Raw genomic sequence first — 18,739 nt, 5'->3', positions numbered from 1 at the left:
AAAATTGAACAACTTTGATCGTAAAGAATGAATAGATAGGGGAAAGTGCAATGAATAAGTTTGGGAAAATTGCTTTAATATTAGGGGTATCTTTTGGCCTGTCAGCCACTGCAACAATGCCAGCTCAGGCTAAAACAACTTGGCATAGAGGGGCACCAGCTACCTTACGTGGCAAATGGTTAAATACAATTCCTCGGAAGAAGGATGGAGTAGCAGGATTTGCAACACAACTCAAGATTACAAGTAGCCGCTTTTTCATGGGTGAATCAAGTATGCCTGGAGTCTTTGGCAGTAAACTTATATGGCATAAAAGTGGTAAAGTTTATTACATGAGAATGCATGTCAAACAAAATGGTTTTTTCCGTGGTGGTACCTGGAGTTATCGATTCTATCGAACCGGTTCTAAACTCTACTTGAATCCGACTAAAAATCATTTGAAACGTGGCTACGCCTTCAAACGAGTCGCGAAGTTCAGAAATTGGTATTAAGACCTGAATTTTAGATTCTAAATATCTCAAAAACGCTCAGCCGCACTAAACGGTTGAGCGTTTTTGATTGAGCCCAAGTTAACTTAAGCTCGCTTTTTCTTTTTCTTCTTCGTTGGTTTATCACCAACGTATTGGACCGCTCGTAATTCACGAATCGTGGTGACCTTGATTTTCCCAGGATAGGTGAGATCTTGTTCAATCTGGTTTTTCACGTCCTCAGTCAAAGCAGCACTGGCATCATCGTCAAGTACCTTTGGCTGAACCACGATGCGAATTTCCCGGCCAGCCTGGATGGCATAACTTTCCTGCACACCCTTGTGGTCGTTGGCGATCTTCTCCAGACTATGAAGCCGATTGATATACTCTTCAACTGACTCGCTTCTAGCCCCAGGACGGGCACCAGACACGGCATCTGCCACCGCCACCAGAATTGAGATCGGGGAGGTCGCTTCTACGTCACCATGATGGGAAGCAATCGCGTTGATGACAACGGGATCTTCACCAAAGGCCTTCGCAAGCGCAACCCCGATTTCAACGTGGGTACCCTCAATTTCGTGGTCAATTGCTTTCCCAATGTCATGCAGCAGTCCGGCCCGTTTAGCTAAACGCACATCTTCGCCCAATTCTGCGGCCATAACACCCGTGATCTGAGCAACTTCGATGGAGTGATTCAAAACGTTTTGACCGTATGACGTTCGGTACTTTAACCGACCAATAATTTTCATAAAGTCTGGGTGCATGAAACCGACCTTTAAGAGACTGACGGCCCTTTCACCAGTCTGACGAAGGTCTTTTAGAACTTCATTTTGAGCAGTCTGTACCTGTTTTTCAATTGCAGCGGCCGTAATCTTACGGGAAGCCAGCAAACTTTCGATTGCAATTCGAGCAGTCTCACGACGAATCGGGTCGTGGGTGCTGATCAGCAAGAGATTGGGCTGATCGGGGTCAAATACCAAATCAGTCCCGGTCAACGTCTCCAGTAAGCGGATATGCTGACCCTCACGGCCAATCAGCTTGCTCTTAGTGTCGTTGGTTGGCACTAACACGCTGTGCTCAGCGTGTTCACGCGCCCAATCAACTGGCCCACGTTGAATCGATTCAATAATCAAGTTCCGAGCAAATTTATCCGCTGATGCTTCAGCGTTGTCGGTCAGTTCGCGAACAGTCACGTCAGCTTCTTGATCAAGTTTGCGAGCCGTGTCATTACGAATCCGGTCTTTAGCCTGGTCAGTCGTTAGTTCAGCCCGCTTTGAGATCTCACTTTGACGGTCAGCCTGGAGCCGATGCGCTTGGTTCTTAGTCTCATCGAGGTGTGTCTGTTGCAAATCAAGGTCGCCTTGAGTCTGTTCAACACCTGTTTGACGCTGATTCAAACGTTCTTCCATCTGTTTGAGAGTCACTTGCCGCTGTTCCAGACGTTGCTGGCGATTTTGAATGTCCGTTTGCTGATCTGCCAGTTCGGTTTCTGTAGAACGCCGATCTGACTGAATCGATGCTTTAGCTTTTGTAAGATACTTTGATGCTTGTTGAGTCGCCTCTTTTTGAGCCGACTCCCGAAGTGCCGCTGCCTGTTGGTTTGCCACATCAATTTCGTGCTGGTACTTAACGCGTCGAAACAGGTATCCGGCGGCTAGCCCAATCACTAACATGACAACACCAATGATAGTTATAATCATGTTGGCACTTCCCCTTTATTGGTTGTGATACACGTTAATTATTATACGCTATTCAGTGAAAGAATAACACACCTGAGTGGGCTTATTCCATGTCCCGATTAAGCTCAAAGTAAACACCCAGTAACCCAACTGCATTTAGCGCAAAAATAATCCACATGACAGAATCAGGATTCGACATGGTACATAAAACTGCCGAACCACCTGCCCCCACGATGAAGGTAAGCAGGGTTACCGCTAGCCAAATAAACTTGGTGCGGCTGCCCTCTTCATGGTCGATCAGCCAACGGTAAAGGCCAACCATGAGGTTCTTAGTGTTACCCGTCATGATGCCGTTATTCACCGTTGTGCCCTTTAGTTGGCGAAAACTGGTCAGCTCGTAGCCTGACAGCCAACCTAAGATGAAGATTAAGACGAGTTCGCTGAACCATATCTGGCCGACTGCAGCTAGCAGCATCGTTGCTACGACGATACTCATTAGCCACAAATAGCGCCGGCCTAACGTTTGCCGACTGTCCAGCCAGCTCAGGGTCGCTTGGGCCACAAAACAACCGAGGGCAAAACCAACCCAGATTGGAATATTAACCCAAGCCTTGCCGATGCCACCCTGTGCAAATTTAACGGCAAAAACGATCATGTTACCGGTTTGCGCGCTGGCAAACGTTTCATCATGGGCAATGTAGGTGTACGCATCAATGGCGCCCATTGAAAAGGTGGCCAAAATTGTCAGCCAACTGAACGCCGAGCGATTTGTTTCCACTTTAGCCACTCCCTTTAACTAACGTTTCTAAGAAGATTATAGCATTCACTCAGTGAAAATACCGGTCTAAAAATGCGTGAATCGTCTCACGATAAAGCGCAGGCGCATGCTCAAACGACTGTGCATGTGCGGCACCGTGAACGATCAGTAACCGTTTTTGACCCTTATCAGCCCGGTAAAGCGGGTAAACCATCCGAGTGGGGACAAACTTGTCGTTGGAACCATGAATGAAGAGCATTGGTTTATGATTCTTGGCAACCTGTTTTAAAGCACTGGCCTGTTTAAAGGTGTACCCATTTTTTAATTCATTAATGCCACTCACAACGGGCACCAGTGGATATTCTGGAATGTTATACATTGATTTAGCCTGGTATTTAATTTCATCGTAAACACTGGTATAGCCGCAGTCCTCAATGAAAGCCTTAACTTGGCTGGGTGTTTTTTCACCGCTGATCATCATCGTAGTGGCACCGCCCATGCTGGTTCCAAACACCACGATCTGCGATTGACTGCCATTCCTGTGGATCACTTGTCGGATCCATTTGAGATAATCCAGCCGATCCGGCCAGCCGTAACCGATATAATTACCTTGACTGCGCCCCGCACCGCGATCATCAGGCAGCAAAACGTTATAGCCCAGTTCATGAAATAAACCGGCGTACTCGCCCATGTGAGAACTGCTGCCACCGAATCCATGAGCGATAACAATGGTCTTTTTGGTTTGCTTGTTAGCCGGCACGTAACTGGCAACTAGTTTCAAATGTTTTGTAGCTGACATCTCGTGCCAAGTATATTTTTTAACGCTATGATACCAAGCTTTTTCACGGTAGAGCGGATCCGATTTCTTGATTGCTGTACTGTTGTTGATAAAAGTTTTTTTACCTCTAGCAACCGCCATGTTATAAAAATAATAGCCTGCTGAACCGATGCCGACACAAATGACGGCGATGAGGACAATCAACCCGATCAGCCAGTGTTTTAGCCGTTTATTCACAAGTTTGCACTTCGCTTTCAATTAAAGTTTACGGGGTACATCATACCATATCGCCACTAGGGGCTGCAGTAATGATTGTGGTAAATACACTGAGTGGATGCCATAATTCTACCCAAACTGAATAACTAGGAGATACTTAGCCTCAAACGTGATGTGGCTAACCGTCAATGTAAATTGATTCTCTTTTTATTCCGCAACGTGTTCTGATTCGCAAAACAAGTATGTCTTCCGAACGTTTTAGGCAACCAAACTGCATTTCAACGCAAAAACTAACCAGCAAACACCCACAAAACGTAGCGTTAGGTATACAATAGTGTGTAAGAGGTGATGGGCATGTTTTCCGAACGACTTCGGGCGCTGCGCCGCGGTCAGAATTTGACTCTCGATCAACTGGCGACAGCTTTAAATCAGTTATTCAAACCAGATAAAGACCATTTAAATACCGCTGCTCAAATCGGTAACTGGGAACGTGGCATCCGTGTGCCTTCCTACATGGAAGTGCGGAAGCTGGCAGAATTCTTCGATGTGACGATGGATTATCTGGCCGGAAAATCCGAACGGGATGAATACGATCTCGACCGCCTGTTTCTCTCTGGTAAAGAATTAAAGTTCGACCAAAAGACGCTCACTTCAGATGACCGGTACGCGATTTATCAATTAATGAACGGCTACATCCACGGTCGCTCGCGTCGAACTGATGAGGATGACGATAATACGCCGATCACCCATCAGGAATCACTTGAACTTGGTTTAGATAACGATAAACATCACTAAATAATTAACGCGTCATTCATACCAATTGGCTGGATGACGCGTTTAATGATTGGAGGCAAAAACTTGAACCCGAAACAAAAGAAAAGATTACTCAAAATAGCGCGCTCGAAGAAGCCTACACAAGCCAATGACTACATTGCGACTATGACTCACTACAACGACCTTTTTGCGGATTTTCCGACTATTAGGATACTAATCAATAATGTCTTGCAGGCAGACCGCTTATTAAAACGGAGACTATTGCCACAGACGTTGCCAAAATTATTACTGCCAGACGACACGCAAGACGTTATCTACCAGCAGCTCAACGCTAAGTTCCCAGCTGGCGACCCAGAAGGTGACCGGCGCTGGAATGAATTATCCGATGCATTGCCAGATCTTGATAAGAAACTGCGTAACTTCAGGGATTATTTAGAAACCACTTACGGCATGTGGGCGTATATTTCCGCTCCGGTCGCAAAGGACGTGGCTGAATTTATCCATGGTCGGCCAACGCTGGAGGTTATGGCGGGTAATGGCTATCTGTCAAAAGGCGTGCGTGATAACCACCAAACGGTATTTACCACTGACTCCAAGGACTGGACAAAGGAAAACGAAACTGGCAAGCACCCAGTCACAACGGTTGAAAAACTGACGGCCAGTGAGGCTTTCGACAAATACAGGGATCAGGTTAACGTGATCATCATGGTCTGGTCGCCAGATGGCCTTGATATCGACTGGCAGCTGCTGCAGCAGATTCGGGCAGCTGACAAGAATTATGATTTTATTGTGATCGGCGAAAAGGATGGTGCTACGGATTCAAAGACCTTCTGGCAGCATGCAAAACTCCTGAACACCCCTGACGTTAAAAACTTGAATCAGCACTTTACCCAGTTTGACTTGATCCATGATCAGGTTTATTTGGTGAAATAGATCGATCAATTAAAGACACTGGTTTGTTATCAATTAGAACCTAATTCCCATGCCCAAGCCACACAAAAATTCCGAGGATCCCATTCCCCGGAATTTTTTCAAACTATTTCAAATATCCACTTAAAATCCGTTCGCAATATCGACGCCTTCCCAAACGCCACTATTGTTGAAGCAAACTATCAGTTCGTCACCGATAGGTTTAAAAATGAAGCAATCTCACTGCTTGGAATCGACTTGATCTCTGGATGCCCAATGGCCGTTAGGTAAACCAGATTCAGATGTCCGTGACGGTTTTTTTTGTCGTTTTTGACCTTGTCCAATACTTGTGGCGAGTTCAATAACGGATCCGTCACCGGCAAGCCAACTGCCGCAAAACGGTCTCGCAGCTTTGATGTGATGCCTTTTTCAGCTAAGCCAGCATCTTCAAACACCCGCATAATGGCGACCGTTCCGATGCTGACCGCTTCGCCATGCCGTAGCGCACCGTTCGCCAATGCCTCAACGGCGTGGCCAATGGTGTGCCCGAAGTTCAACAGTTGACGCGTGCCACTTTCGGTTTCATCAGCCATCACGACCGAGGCTTTGTAGTGAATGGAACGGGCACTTAATTCCGGCGCATTGCTGATCAGCTCTGCCGGGCTGTCGATGGTTTCGATCAGTTGCCAAAATTCACCACCTTCCAATGCCGCCGTCTTAACGATCTCACCGTAGCCTTCAACCAAATCTCGCTGCGTCATGGTACCCAACGTGTTCGGGTCAACGATGACTAGGTCCGGTTCATAAAAAGCGCCGATAATATTTTTAATGTTATCGAGGTCAACGGCTGTTTTACCCCCAACTGAACTATCCACTTGTGACAACAGTGAGGTTGGAATTTGGATAAAATGCAGCCCGCGCATGTAGGTTGCAGCCAGTAAGCCGGCTAAATCACCAGTCACGCCGCCGCCTAAAGCAATCACGCTATCATCACGGTTGAAGGTATCCGCAGCCATTTGACGCACTAATTCAGCTAGAACGGTCAAAGACTTTGAGGCCTCACCAGCCGGAAAGACATAGCGATGAACATCAAAACCGGCAGCAGCCAACGAAGCGGCGACCCGCTCTTGATACAGTGGCGCAACATTATCGTCACTGACCAGCGCAATTTTGCGCGGTGACCACTGTTTGGCGACCAGCGAACCCACTGAATCTAACAGGCCCCGATCGATCAAAACGTCGTAGTGGGTCGCCGGTAAGTTCACAGAAACTGTTGTCATTCTAGCGCCCCGCTTCCGCCTGTTCAGCAGGCATTTCAGTGAGTAAATCACGAATTGCGAAAGCTTTATCTGACAGTTCTTTGAATTGTTCTGGCAGCAATGCTTGTGGCCCGTCTGACAGGGCGTGGGCAGGATCATCATGAATCTCAACGACCAATCCTGAAGCACCAGCAGCAACTCCAGCTAATCCCAATGGGGTCACAAATTCTGTGTGGCCAGCCGCATGACTTGGGTCGATGATGACGGGGTAGTGGGTCAGTTTCTGGAGAACAGGGACTACGCCGGCGTCCATTGTGTTGCGCGTGTATTTATTATCAAAAGTTCGAATTCCGCGTTCAGCAATCATAATGTTATGGTTGCCGCCAGCCGCAATGTACTCAGAAGCGTTCAGCACATCGTCCACCGTTGCCGACATACCCCGCTTTAACATCACTGGAATATTGGTTCGGCCAACCGCTTTTAGTAACGAGAAGTTCTGCATGTTACGAGCGCCAATTTGGAAAATATCCGTGTACTTGCCAACCATTTCCACGTGTTCATCGTCCATTACTTCGGTCACGACGTCCATGTTGTACTGGTCGGCTGCGCGACGGAGGAATCTGAGACCCTCTTCACCAAGACCTTGGAATGAGTATGGTGAGGTCCGCGGTTTAAAGGCACCACCACGCAGAACCGTTGCGCCATTAGCCTTTGCGACGGCTGCCATTCGGGTGATGTGTTCTTCAGACTCCACTGAACATGGGCCAGCCATCATCGTGAAGTTATCGCCGCCGATCATGCTGTGCTTTGTCCGGATGATAGTGTCTTCGGGGTGAAATACTCGACTGCCCTGTACGGCCGCCGGCACATCTTCAATGATCTCAACAGCGGCAGATTTTTCACTGTCAGATAAGTCATCACGAGTGATTCCTTGCACGGCTACCCGATTATGATGGACAAAAATGTCGTGGTTGTTACCGAAGTGTTCCTGAAGTTCGTCAATGGTGTTTTGGTCGTTTCGATTTAATACAATAATCATATTGATCATCCTCACTTTTTTATTCTTCAAGTTGTTGTTGAATCACGTTTTTAACAGTTTCAATGGGCATCTGTTGGTTGGTCCAGCGTTGAAATGCGCCCGCCGCCTGATGCACTAACATGCCGATGCCATTCATTGTTTGGCAGCCAATCAATCTCGCCCGCGCCAGAAACGGTGTCTCAAGCGGTGCGTAGATGACATCAGCAACCAGTTGACCGGGGTGCAAAACCTTTAAGACTGGTTGCGAGACCGGTATATGCTGATCACCGGCCATCCCAACATTAGTGGTATTGACCACGACATCGGCAGCTGCCAATACCTTTTTCATCTGGCCTTCGTCCTCATATGGCACCACGTTAATGTGCGGTGACCAGCCTGTAACTTGAGACTTAATGGCCTCAAAGGTATCGTTTTGGCGTTTAAATACCGTGACGTTGGCCCCCGCCTGCGCAGTGGCTAAAATGACCGCTCGGCCAGCACCACCAGCACCTAGAACCGCCACTTGCTTGTCATTGACGGAGACCTCCGCTTCTTGCAACGATTTAACAAAGCCTTCGCCATCGGTATTATCGCCAACCAGATAACCATCACGATTGATAACAGTGTTGACGGCGTTAAGTTGCTTAGCAGTCGGCCGAATTTCGTCTAGAGCAGCCATAATCGTTTGCTTGTATGGCATTGACAGGTTGATTCCCCTAATCGGTAAAGCTCTGATTGCATGAGCGGCCTCGTCAAAGTGATCCGGTGTGACGTTAAATGCTAGGTAAACGCTGTTCAGACCTAATTCTTGAAATGTCGTGTTATAAATCACAGGCGACAAACTGTGTGTCGCGGGATTCGCCATCAAACCATATAAACTTGTGTGTGCGTCAACCAATTTATCACCCCTATTTTTTCCAACAAAAGAAAAACGTCTCGCAATGCTTTGCTTTCACAAAACACTGCGAGACGTTTAGTCGTCAAGTTTATAACAACGGAGCTTTCCGTGTCACACAGTGTTTTGAAAACCTTAACTGTGTGACCGGCAAATGATGCTGAAATACTATTGGCCGCACAGATTGCAGATGAGTGTCTGCAACCTGTAGGGCGTAGACACTACTTTGACCAATAGTAGCTAAATCGATTAGATTGTCGGTTTAAGACTTGCGATTTCAGAATCATAATGTGTAACTCCTTTAAACATTTTTGAATTGCTTTTGTTGTCTAAGACTTTAAACTATTAGAAATCGTCTGTCAAGTACTAATACTATTTTAATTTTAATTTCTGCTGGCTTTATTGATTATAGAGCCTCCCAACCCACCGTTTTCTAGGCATTTTGAGAATTAAAACCGGCTGGCTCGAGACAGAGTTAAATTTTAAAAGTGAGCCATCATCAGGTTCCTTTCGGTGCTCAGGCTACTAAATAATAGGCGGCGGTTCCTCAAAAATCACTGATATTACTGGACTTCAGTGCCATTTTACCAGTTCAAATCGTTGGTTTAATTTCTCTATGACTAAACAAATTTCATTCGGCAATTTATTTACGGACATTAAATCTAACCATGATGTAGAATTTGCCCCTGGAAAAGAAAATCATTTTCAAACTCGATCACCCTAAAAATAAACACCAAGATTAGGTCGAAAGCGAAAGGCATTCTTAATACTATATGAGATTTCCATAAGTCGAAATAAAAGTGCTTTAATTTCACGATGACAAACTGTTGAGGACGGCGCGACGAATTGATCAATCATTAATTTAAGCAGTTAGGTAGTCGGTTGCCAAACTAGTGGATCACTTCAAAATCAAAATTAACGGCTTGACAAATAAAATCAAAATGAGTAATGTAAGTGCCAATTAAACACCGTCCATACAAACCAGTGATGTGGAGATCAAGACTATTGTGCACGTAAAGAGAGCCGCCGGAGCTGAGAGTGCGACCGAACGCAGGTAGTTAAATGGACCACAGAGGGTTCTTGTGAAAGAGTGTGAGATGAGGCGTTTAATTTCCGGAGTGTAAGGGACTTAAACGGAAAATCCCGGGTTTGGATTTTTGGTTTAAGTCCCTTACACAGGAGGAAATTGCCTCATCGAACACGTTTCGGCTAGGTAGCCAAAAACGTGCCCACACCCAACTACCAAGAAACGTACAGACATACGTCAGTTGTCGGAGATGTGAATACGCATCTCGCTAAGGGTGATGTGCGGGAGAGGTCCCGGCATCAAATTAAGGTGGCACCGCGGAAGAAAACTCCGTCCTTAACTAAGCGCTAGTTTTAGCGTGAATGTTATGGGCGGATTTTTTTGTAGCCAGAGTGCGGAGCAAGGCGGTTAAGGACTGGAGCGTAAGGTGACTCTGGCAGAATTTGCGGCGGTTTTGGCCGTGAATTATGTCGGAGTCGCCTTAGGCGCAAGTCCTTGCCTTGCGGAGCACGTTTCAGCTATCTAACATCAAAACACTTCCAAGGAGGAATGCACCATGAACCTACAGCAACTGCTTACCGCAGCAAAAGACTATCCAGCAGTACCAGTTACTCTGTCATTTCAAATCCAAAACTTCGACGCGGTCTCACTTTTTAACGCTTTAAAAAAGGCTGATGAACCTGGTTTCCTACTCACGGGTAAGCCCAAGAAAACCGAAGACGGCTACACCTTCATTGGTCTGACACCGAAGCAAACCTTCACGTACCGTGATCACATCCTGACAACCACGGCGATCGATGGCACCGAATCGACTGAAGAAACTGAGCTTAAACCGATTCTGGAAAGCATCCTCAAACAGCACCAAACGCCTCGCATCGCCGGTTTACCACCCTTTACTGGTGGCTTGATCGGTTATTTCAGCTATGATTACGCTAAATACGCGACAACCGCACTGAAGCAACCGGTAGCTGATCCCATGCATTTAGACGATGCTGATCTCTTGTTGGTTGACCGGGTCATTGCCTATAATCACCGCCAGCATCGTGTCACGTTAAGTCATATCATTCCAACCGATGAATTACAGGAACGCTACGATGACACCATTCATTCGCTGCAGAGGCTTCAAAGAATCATCCGCTCCGCACAGCCGAAGCCATTGCCACGGTTTGCGTTGACCCAGCCGTTCCATTTTCAGTTCAGCCTGACAGAATTCAGTGAACGAGTCGCCCAAGCCCAACAGCACATCGTTGATGGGGACATTTTCCAGTTGATTTTTTCTAACCCTCAGCAAGCGGCCATGAGTGGTTCCCTGTTAGGCGTGGCCCCCACACTCTTTCACGATAGTCCCAGCCCCTACCAGTTTTACTTTCACCACCGGGATTTCGAAACACTGGGTGCATCACCAGAAACGCTGATCACAAAACGGGGTAACACCTTGTTCACCTACCCACTAGCTGGTACTCGACGGCGCGGTAAAACAGCAGCGGAAGACGCCAAATTCGCTCATGAATTGCAGACATCGCCAAAGGAAAAATCCGAGCATAACATGCTGATCGACCTCGGCCGAAACGATCTGGGCGTTGTTAGCCAATTTGGTTCAGTCAAGGTGACTAAAACCCGCAACTTGTTAAAATTCGCCAACGTGATGCATCTTGGATCAACTGTGGAAAGCACTGCAGATCCCCGTGCCAGCGCCATGGATATCGTGAATGCAGTACTGCCTGCTGGTACCCTTTCCGGAGCGCCGAAAATTTCCGCCATGCAGATCATTGCCCAGTTGGAGAATCGCAAGCGCGGCGTCTACGGCGGCTGCCTGGGTTACCTCGACTTCAATGGGGACTTGGACCTGTGTATTGGCATCCGCTTAACCTATCGCAAGGGCAACCAAATCGTTGTCCATTCCGGTGCTGGCATCGTCGCCGACAGTATCGCTAAGTACGAATATCAAGAGTTCAACAACAAGGCCAGCGCAGTTGTAAACGCCATCAATACCGCCGATCAAGGAGGAGTAGCCCATGCTTTATCTGATTGATAATTATGACAGTTTCACCTATAACCTGTACCAATTGATTGGGACGCTTAGTGAAGAGCCAATTACCGTTGTCAAAAACGATGCCTTCACCGCTCGGGAATTAGTCGCCAAACACCCTACCGGAATTATCTTGTCACCAGGACCGGGACGGCCAGAAAATGCCGGTAATCTGTTGGACATCCTAACTACATTTCGCGGTCAAGTCCCGATTCTTGGCGTCTGTCTGGGTCACCAAGCCATTGGCGAAGTCTATGGCGCAAAAGTAATCCACGCACCTAAACTCATGCATGGCAAGCCATCCATCATGACGTTACAAGGCCACAGTAAGATGTTTGCTAACTGCCCAACGACCTTTGAAGCGGCGCGCTATCATTCGCTGGTGATCGATCCTGCGACCATCCCCCAGCAGCTCACCGTCACGGCAACGGCCAGCGATGGTACGATTCAGGCGGTGGCTGATGAGGCAAACATGGTCTACGGCGTCCAATTTCACCCGGAATCGATCATGACTGACCCGCAGGTGGGTGCTCAGATCATTAAAAATTATTTGGCACAGATCCGCGTCGCTGCACCATTAAATAAGCTTGCATAAAATTAAATTTGAGAAAAAGTGTTGACAATCTTTTCATAAAGTTCTAATCTTATGCCAATCAAATAAATTCGCTCATACAAACCAATGATGTGGAGATCAAGACTATTGTGCACGTAAAGAGAGCCGCCGGAGCTGAGAGTGCGACCGAACGCAGGTAGTTAAATGGACCACAGAGGGTTCTTGTGAAAGAGTGTGAGATGAGGCGTCTAATTTCCGGAGTGTAAGGGACTTAAACGGAAAATCCCGGGTTTGGATTTTTGGTTTAAGTCCCTTACACAGGAGGAAATTGCCTCATCGAACACGTTTCGGCAATGTTGCCTTTTGCCGAAGCGTCCACACCCAACTACCAAGAAACGTACAGACATACGTCAGTTGTCGGAGATGTGAATACGCATCTCGCTAAGGGTGATGTGCGGGAGAAGTCCCGGCATCAAATTAAGGTGGCACCGCGGAAGTTATATCCGTCCTTAACTAAACGCTAATTATGGCGTTTATGTTATGGGCGGATTTTTTTGTAGCCAGAGTGCGGAGCAAGGCGTTATGAGAGCGGCGTGTAAGGTAACTCTGACAGAAATCCCGGGTTTGGATTTTGGTCAGAGTTACCTTACATAGAGCTCTCAGACTTGCGAAGCACGTTTCAGCTATCTAAACCGAGCAAGGAGATCTTAATCATGACAACGACGAATAAAACACGATGGCAAAGCTTGTTAGCAGCAACACCTCAACCGTATTTAACAACTCACTAACATCACCTACTGGAGGAATTTACCATGACTGAAATGACTATTGAAACTGCAATCGCAAAAGTTGCTAACCGTACTGACCTGAGCTTTAACGAAATGAACGACGTCATGAACGCCATCATGGAGGGCAAAGCCACCGATATTCAAATCTCAAGTTTACTTACCGCTCTCACCGTCAAGCATGAAACGGTCGCTGAAATTGCTGGTGCCGCTGACGCCATGCGCGACCACGCGTTGACCTTTAAAGCCGGCGAACCAGTTTTGGAAATCGTCGGCACTGGTGGTGACCACGCCAACTCATTTAACATCTCCACTACGTCTTCATTAGTCGTTGCCGCAGCTGGTACGCCGGTTGCTAAACACGGCAACCGGGCAGCGTCATCGAAGTCCGGTGCAGCTGACGTACTGGAAGCACTAGGCGTTAACATCAACGTGGCACCGGAAGCTAGCGAAGAGATCCTCAACCAAATTGGCATCTGCTTTCTCTTTGCTCAGGAGTATCATCAGGCGATGAAATACGTCGCACCCGTTCGTAAAGCACTCGGGATTCGGACTTTATTCAATGTCTTGGGGCCGTTAGCTAACCCCGCCCATGCCGGCATGCAATTACTAGGAGTTTACGATGACGCTTTAATGGAACCCATGGCTCACGTGTTAAACCAGTTAGGGGTTAAAAACGCACTGGTGATCCACGGTGAAGATGGCCTGGACGAAGCTTCCATTTCGGCTCCGACCCACGTCATTGAAGTTCGCGGTGACGCCTTCAAATCATACACCATCACACCTGAACAATTCGGGCTCCAGCGGGCACCCAAACAAGAGATTGTTGGTGGCACACCGGCTGAAAACGCACAGATCACCCGTGATGTTCTTGCAGGCAAGCCCGGAGCTAAACGTGATATCGTACTGTTAAACGCCGGACTAGCACTCTACACAGCCCATCCAGAAATGACTATTCAGCAAGCCGTTCAACGGGCAGCAGAAGTCATTGACAACGGTGAAGCCCAAACGAAATTAAACGAATTAATCGAACTGACGAAGGGAGCACAAGTGGCATGATCTTAGACGACCTTGTGGCAGCCACCAAACGCCGCCTGAAAAAAGAACAGCAAAGCGTCTCGTTACGCCAAATGCAGGCGCAGGCCGCTGCAACACCGACTAAGGATCCTCAACGAGTGTACGACCGCTTCAACGCCCCAGGCATTCATCTGATTGGAGAGGTTAAAAAAGCCTCCCCATCAAAGGGACTAATTGCAGCAGACTTCCCATATCTGGCCATCGCCAAGGATTACGATCAGCACGGTGTTAGTGCCATTTCAGTACTAACTGAACCGGACTACTTCCAAGGCAATATTAACTATTTGAAAACCATCGCAGCAAACGTCAGCGTTCCCGTCCTCCGAAAAGATTTCGTGGTTGACTCATACATGCTGTACCAGGCGAAGGCAGCCGGTGCCAGTATCGTCTTGCTGATCGTCGCCATCCTGAGTGATGACCAACTTAAGCGCTACTTCGATCTCGCCAATAAATTAGGCTTATCAGTGTTAGTAGAGGCTCACGATGAAGGTGAGCTCAAGCGGGCACTGAATGTCGGTGCCAAAATGATTGGGGTCAATAACCGGAACCTCAAAGATTTCACGGTATCGCTGGATAACAGCATCCGCCTACGAAAACTGGTACCCGATAACGTCGCCTTTGTAGCTGAAAGTGGTATTCACAACCGCGACGATGTAAAGATACTGGAGCAGCACCACGTCAACGGCATCTTAATTGGGGAAGCCTTGATGACCGCCCCCGATAAAGCCGATAAAATTACCCAACTGTTAGGAGTGTGATGACATGACGCGAATCAAGATCTGCGGGCTAATGCGAGAGCAAGATACCCAAGTCGTTAATGAAGTGCAACCTGATTTCGCTGGTTTTGTATTTGCCCCCAGTCGTCGCCAACTCACACTGAAAACGGCTTTGAAATTCCGAAATCTACTTGATGACAAAATTCCCACGGCTGGCGTTTTCGTGGATGAGCCGCTGGAAAACATGCTGAAAATCTTTCGTAGCGGTGCGATTCAAATCGTTCAACTGCATGGTCACGAAAGCGAAGAAACGGTTAAAGCTCTAAAAGCAGCGGGTGCAACGGTTTTTCAAGTGTTCAAGCCAAACGCGCCGATTACCCCGACTGCAGCGGATTACGTGATGCTAGACAGCGGTAACGGCTCAGGGATTGCGCTTGATTGGACGCGGGTGCCACAAGCCCCGCACCCGTTCATTCTCGCCGGCGGGCTGACCCCTGAAAATGTCACGACCGCGATTGCAACCGTCCATCCAGACGTCGTGGATGTTTCTAGTGGCGTGGAAACTGGTGGTCAAAAAGACGCTAATAAGATTCGTACCATCGTCACGCTGGCACATCAAAACTAACAATAAAATTACGCATTTAATGAAAGGAAACCTATCAATGACTGAACTTAACCTGAAACTAAGCAAGAATACCACCGGGCGCTACGGCGAATATGGCGGCCAATATATTCCTGAAACGCTAATGAACGAACTGGACCGCATGACTAAAGCCTACGAACACTATAAAAACGATCCCGAATTCAAAACGGAACTGCACGACTTGCTGGTAGACTATGCTAACCGGCCTTCGCTGCTCTACTATGCTGAACGGATGACGAAGGACTTAGGTGGCGCTCAAATCTACTTGAAACGTGAAGACCTCAACCATACCGGCGCTCACAAGATCAATAACGTGATTGGCCAAGCACTGTTGGCAAAACACATGGGTAAGACCCGACTGATTGCCGAAACTGGTGCTGGCCAACATGGTGTGGCCACCGCTACCATCGCTGCTTACTTCGGGATGGAATGTGAAGTCTTCATGGGTAAAAAAGACACTGACCGGCAACGTCTCAACGTGTACCGGATGGAATTGTTAGGCGCTAAAGTCCACCCCGTTACTAGCGGATCCATGGTTCTGAAAGACGCCATTAACGCGGCTCTGCAAGACTGGACTAAGCGGGTGGATGACACCTTCTACCTAATGGGTTCAGCCACTGGTCCTCATCCATACCCCTTGATGGTGCGGGACTTCCAAAGCGTCATCAGCCAAGAATCTAAACAGCAGCTGCAAGAAAAAACTGGCAAGTTGCCTGACATGGTCGTGGCCTGCGTCGGTGGCGGTTCAAACGCCATTGGTTCCTTTGCCAACTATATCAATGAACCCAGTGTGCAATTAGTGGGCGCCGAAGCAGCCGGTAAGGGTGTGGAAACTGAGCTCACAGCTGCCACCGTTGAACGTGGCTCCGACGGTATCTTTCACGGTATGAAGTCCATGTTCCTGCAGAATAAAACGGGTCAAATCAAACCGGTTTATTCGATCTCTGCGGGCCTGGATTATCCCGGTGTTGGTCCGGAACACGCTTACTTAGCGAAGACTGGCCGTGCCAAGTACGTGGGCATTACTGATGACGAAGCAGTGGATGCATTTGAATACATTGCTAAAACTGAGGGCATCGTCGCCGCCATCGAAAGCTGCCATGCAGTGGCTTACGTGCAAAAGATCGCGCCCAAGATGCGTAAGGATCAAATTATTGTTTGCACACTGTCAGGACGTGGCGACAAGGATGTGGCGTCGATTGCAAAATACAGAGGGGTAGATATTGATGAGTAAAATTGCTGAAGTCTTCAAAAACCATAAAGCTTTCATTCCGTTTATTGCCGCTAACGACCCGGATTTCCAGGGAACCGTCAACAACGTGGTGGCCCTTGCTAAGGGTGGCGCTGACTTAGTCGAGATTGGGATTCCATTCTCAGACCCAGTCGCTGACGGACCGGTGATTCAAGCCGCGGATATTCGGGCCTTGAAGGCTGATCCGGACTTACCCATGGATACGATCTTTGATATGGTCGCGGAAATTCGTAAACAAACAGCGATCCCGTTAGCTTTTTTAACCTACTTAAACATCGTGTTCCAGTATGGTTACGAGGCGTTCACGAAACGGTGCACCGAACTGGGAATTGACGGCTTGGTGATCCCTGATATGCCGTATGAGGAGCGCGGCGAATTAGCACCAATCGCCGCCAAGCATGACGTTGATTTGATTCCGTTGGTCACCCCTGTTTCTGGCGACCGAATCGAAAAGATTGCCAAGGCAGCCACCGGTTTCATCTACGTGGTTTCTTCGCTTGGGGTCACTGGCGAACGGAGCGAATTTGCTAACGACTTGTCAGACTTAGTGGCCCGCATCCGTAAAGTCACTGATGTCCCCACCGCTATCGGCTTTGGAATCCACACTGCAGAACAGGCCGCTGAAATGGCACAGATTGCCGATGGTGCAATTGTTGGTAGCGCCTGCGTGAACATTGTCGCTGAATATGGTGAGCAGGCACCGACCAAATTGCAGGATTACACGAAACAGATGAAGGCTGCCGTTGTTGGTAATCCGGTTCGTTAAGGACTGGTGCAAAATCAAAAGGGTATACGCCCTCCCTAAGCGCACAAGCTTAACTTATTGGCTTGTCTATTTGGAGAGAAGTATACCCTTTTGCTGTTTAAAAATGACAGTTAACCAATCCTTTTCTGAGCAAAACAAAAAGCCCTGAACCTGTGAACAGGCCCAAGACTTTCTGCTGCTTGAAGAGTTACCTTCATATAAACAATAACATAGAATCGTCCAGATGCAAACAATTAATTGCAAAATACCAAACATTCCTGCTGTCTGTCTCACGCTTAGAGAGAGTAATCGTTAACAATTACTATACCATTTATGAAAAGGCATCTTCAAGAATCAAAAAGTTGTCAAAATCAAGCCAATATTGTTGTGATTGCAACCGTACACTGGTAAGCTACACATGTATTCCAATTTTAGGAGGTCGTGTCGTGAATAGCAAAAATACCGCTAGTTTAGTGCACCGAATTGCGAGCTTTGAGACCCAGTACTTAAACAAGAAGTTACGTTCCCTTGATCTGAATTCCGATCAGGGACGCTCAATCAACTTCATTGCCAACCATCCTGACAGTATGCAGCGTGACGTTGCCCGCTACTTGAATCGTCAGGAAGCCAGCGTAACGAATCTGCTTAAAGGGCTAGTCAAACGAAACCTAATCGTTCGAACCATTCCACTCACCAACGAACGGACTAAACTGCTTTCACTGACCAAGGAGGGAACTGCCCTAGTTCCGCAGATTCAAGAAGTCTTTGAACAACTCAATTCACTGCTGGAAGCGCCCTTATCCGATGCCGAAGCCACTAAATTAACGCAACTACTGAATAACGTTCAAAAACAACTGGACGATAACGAAGAAGCCTAACTCACGTATATGTTCTGTAACTCAGCGTGGAGGTAAAGTGCCACGTTCTAAAATGATTTTTGATCACCAAAGAAGAGCTCGTGACTAACCATTCAATTAATTGGAGGGCACTAATTCACTCATTCAACACGAAGTAATGAATTCTAAAACTGCTGCAAACTTAGGTTCAAGTCATGCAGCGATAAAGAGGTGGTTCCCCCACTTTCGGGGAAACCACCTCTTTCTTGTATTTATGTGAGGGCTCATTTAGATGCATTCTCCTGAGCCAGGCATTTACCGGTGTGA

17 protein-coding genes are annotated in these 18,739 nt (G+C 47.6%); 11 read left to right on the top strand and 6 right to left on the bottom strand.

Annotated elements, in window-relative coordinates:
* Positions 1 to 50 precede the first annotated feature (50 nt).
* Complete coding sequence (locus GM612_RS11220) at positions 51 to 488, top strand: hypothetical protein (protein WP_155432446.1); 438 nt, start codon at positions 51 to 53, stop codon at positions 486 to 488.
* A gap of 83 nt (positions 489 to 571) precedes the next feature.
* Here the strand turns inward: GM612_RS11220 and rny are convergent, their stop codons facing one another.
* The 3 genes from rny to GM612_RS11205 all read right to left on the bottom strand — a co-directional run bounded on the left by rny (position 572) and on the right by GM612_RS11205 (position 3,915).
* Positions 572 to 2,164: a ribonuclease Y gene (gene rny / locus GM612_RS11215; RefSeq protein WP_155432445.1), complete on the bottom strand. Its 1,593-nt coding sequence runs from the start codon at positions 2,162 to 2,164 to the stop codon at positions 572 to 574.
* 82 nt (positions 2,165 to 2,246) lie between these two features.
* Entirely contained in the window at positions 2,247 to 2,921 is a 675-nt protein-coding gene (locus GM612_RS11210) for a DUF1275 family protein (protein WP_155432444.1), read from the bottom strand.
* A 49-nt stretch (positions 2,922 to 2,970) separates the two neighbouring features.
* Positions 2,971 to 3,915 (bottom strand): alpha/beta hydrolase, encoded by a 945-nt coding sequence (locus GM612_RS11205; RefSeq protein WP_343031902.1) that lies wholly within the window; start codon positions 3,913 to 3,915, stop codon positions 2,971 to 2,973.
* A gap of 333 nt (positions 3,916 to 4,248) precedes the next feature.
* Between GM612_RS11205 and GM612_RS11200 the strand changes: the two genes are divergently transcribed.
* Positions 4,249 to 4,689, top strand: a complete 441-nt coding sequence (locus tag GM612_RS11200; protein WP_155432443.1) for a helix-turn-helix domain-containing protein — start codon at positions 4,249 to 4,251, stop codon at positions 4,687 to 4,689.
* Positions 4,690 to 4,752: 63 nt separating this feature from the next.
* Positions 4,753 to 5,601 carry an SAM-dependent methyltransferase gene (locus GM612_RS11195; protein ID WP_173021271.1) on the top strand — a complete coding sequence of 283 codons (849 nt, stop codon included), beginning with the start codon at positions 4,753 to 4,755 and terminating at the stop codon, positions 5,599 to 5,601.
* Positions 5,602 to 5,780: 179 nt separating this feature from the next.
* Here GM612_RS11195 and aroB read toward each other — a convergent pair whose 3' ends face one another.
* Genes aroB through GM612_RS11180 form a run of 3 tightly spaced genes read right to left on the bottom strand, consistent with a single transcriptional unit; the run spans position 5,781 to position 8,752 of the window.
* Positions 5,781 to 6,857 carry a 3-dehydroquinate synthase gene (gene aroB, locus GM612_RS11190; RefSeq protein ID WP_155432441.1) on the bottom strand — a complete coding sequence of 359 codons (1,077 nt, stop codon included), beginning with the start codon at positions 6,855 to 6,857 and terminating at the stop codon, positions 5,781 to 5,783.
* A gap of 1 nt (position 6,858) precedes the next feature.
* Entirely contained in the window at positions 6,859 to 7,875 is a 1,017-nt protein-coding gene (aroF, locus tag GM612_RS11185; RefSeq protein WP_155432440.1) for a 3-deoxy-7-phosphoheptulonate synthase, read from the bottom strand.
* Between the two features lie 19 nt (positions 7,876 to 7,894).
* The gene (locus tag GM612_RS11180) at positions 7,895 to 8,752 is read right to left on the bottom strand and encodes a shikimate dehydrogenase (protein ID WP_155432439.1); all 858 of its coding nucleotides are present in this window, start codon (positions 8,750 to 8,752) and stop codon (positions 7,895 to 7,897) included.
* Between the two features lie 1,580 nt (positions 8,753 to 10,332).
* Here GM612_RS11180 and GM612_RS11175 point away from each other — a divergent pair.
* The 8 genes from GM612_RS11175 (at position 10,333) to GM612_RS11140 (ending at position 18,454) form a co-directional block, all read left to right on the top strand.
* Positions 10,333 to 11,808, top strand: coding sequence for an anthranilate synthase component I family protein (locus GM612_RS11175; protein WP_155432438.1), 1,476 nt, complete (start codon positions 10,333 to 10,335; stop codon positions 11,806 to 11,808).
* Positions 11,792 to 12,400, top strand: coding sequence for an anthranilate synthase component II (locus tag GM612_RS11170; protein WP_155432437.1), 609 nt, complete (start codon positions 11,792 to 11,794; stop codon positions 12,398 to 12,400). The genes GM612_RS11175 and GM612_RS11170 overlap by 17 nt, the downstream gene beginning before the upstream one ends.
* A gap of 779 nt (positions 12,401 to 13,179) precedes the next feature.
* Positions 13,180 to 14,202 (top strand): anthranilate phosphoribosyltransferase, encoded by a 1,023-nt coding sequence (gene trpD, locus GM612_RS11165; protein ID WP_155432448.1) that lies wholly within the window; start codon positions 13,180 to 13,182, stop codon positions 14,200 to 14,202.
* Positions 14,199 to 14,978, top strand: a complete 780-nt coding sequence (trpC, locus tag GM612_RS11160; protein ID WP_155432436.1) for an indole-3-glycerol phosphate synthase TrpC — start codon at positions 14,199 to 14,201, stop codon at positions 14,976 to 14,978. Before trpD ends, trpC begins: the two co-directional genes overlap by 4 nt.
* Positions 14,979 to 14,982: 4 nt before the next feature.
* On the top strand, positions 14,983 to 15,561 hold the full coding sequence (locus GM612_RS11155; protein ID WP_155432435.1) for a phosphoribosylanthranilate isomerase: 579 nt from the start codon (positions 14,983 to 14,985) through the stop codon (positions 15,559 to 15,561).
* Positions 15,562 to 15,598: 37 nt separating this feature from the next.
* Complete coding sequence (gene trpB / locus GM612_RS11150; RefSeq protein WP_155432434.1) at positions 15,599 to 16,813, top strand: tryptophan synthase subunit beta; 1,215 nt, start codon at positions 15,599 to 15,601, stop codon at positions 16,811 to 16,813.
* Entirely contained in the window at positions 16,806 to 17,597 is a 792-nt protein-coding gene (gene trpA, locus GM612_RS11145; RefSeq protein WP_155432433.1) for a tryptophan synthase subunit alpha, read from the top strand. The genes trpB and trpA overlap by 8 nt, the downstream gene beginning before the upstream one ends.
* 425 nt (positions 17,598 to 18,022) lie before the next feature.
* Positions 18,023 to 18,454: a MarR family winged helix-turn-helix transcriptional regulator gene (locus GM612_RS11140; RefSeq protein ID WP_155432432.1), complete on the top strand. Its 432-nt coding sequence runs from the start codon at positions 18,023 to 18,025 to the stop codon at positions 18,452 to 18,454.
* Positions 18,455 to 18,739: the final 285 nt, after the last annotated feature.

The sequence above is a fragment of the Secundilactobacillus folii genome (assembly GCF_009720675.1).
GTDB classification, from domain to species: domain Bacteria; phylum Bacillota; class Bacilli; order Lactobacillales; family Lactobacillaceae; genus Secundilactobacillus; species Secundilactobacillus folii.
The sequence above is the reverse complement of the archived record's forward strand: the minus strand, read 5'-3'. Positions and strand labels throughout refer to the sequence as shown.

Coding starts and splice junctions, on each gene's coding strand:
- GM612_RS11220 (WP_155432446.1), top strand. CDS start 51: ATGAATAAGTTTGGGAAAATTGCTTTAATATTAGGGGTATCTTTTGGC.
- rny (WP_155432445.1), bottom strand. CDS start 2,164: ATGATTATAACTATCATTGGTGTTGTCATGTTAGTGATTGGGCTAGCC.
- GM612_RS11200 (WP_155432443.1), top strand. CDS start 4,249: ATGTTTTCCGAACGACTTCGGGCGCTGCGCCGCGGTCAGAATTTGACT.
- aroB (WP_155432441.1), bottom strand. CDS start 6,857: ATGACAACAGTTTCTGTGAACTTACCGGCGACCCACTACGACGTTTTG.
- aroF (WP_155432440.1), bottom strand. CDS start 7,875: ATGATTATTGTATTAAATCGAAACGACCAAAACACCATTGACGAACTT.
- GM612_RS11175 (WP_155432438.1), top strand. CDS start 10,333: ATGAACCTACAGCAACTGCTTACCGCAGCAAAAGACTATCCAGCAGTA.
- GM612_RS11170 (WP_155432437.1), top strand. CDS start 11,792: ATGCTTTATCTGATTGATAATTATGACAGTTTCACCTATAACCTGTAC.
- trpD (WP_155432448.1), top strand. CDS start 13,180: ATGACTATTGAAACTGCAATCGCAAAAGTTGCTAACCGTACTGACCTG.
- trpC (WP_155432436.1), top strand. CDS start 14,199: ATGATCTTAGACGACCTTGTGGCAGCCACCAAACGCCGCCTGAAAAAA.
- GM612_RS11155 (WP_155432435.1), top strand. CDS start 14,983: ATGACGCGAATCAAGATCTGCGGGCTAATGCGAGAGCAAGATACCCAA.
- trpB (WP_155432434.1), top strand. CDS start 15,599: ATGACTGAACTTAACCTGAAACTAAGCAAGAATACCACCGGGCGCTAC.
- trpA (WP_155432433.1), top strand. CDS start 16,806: ATGAGTAAAATTGCTGAAGTCTTCAAAAACCATAAAGCTTTCATTCCG.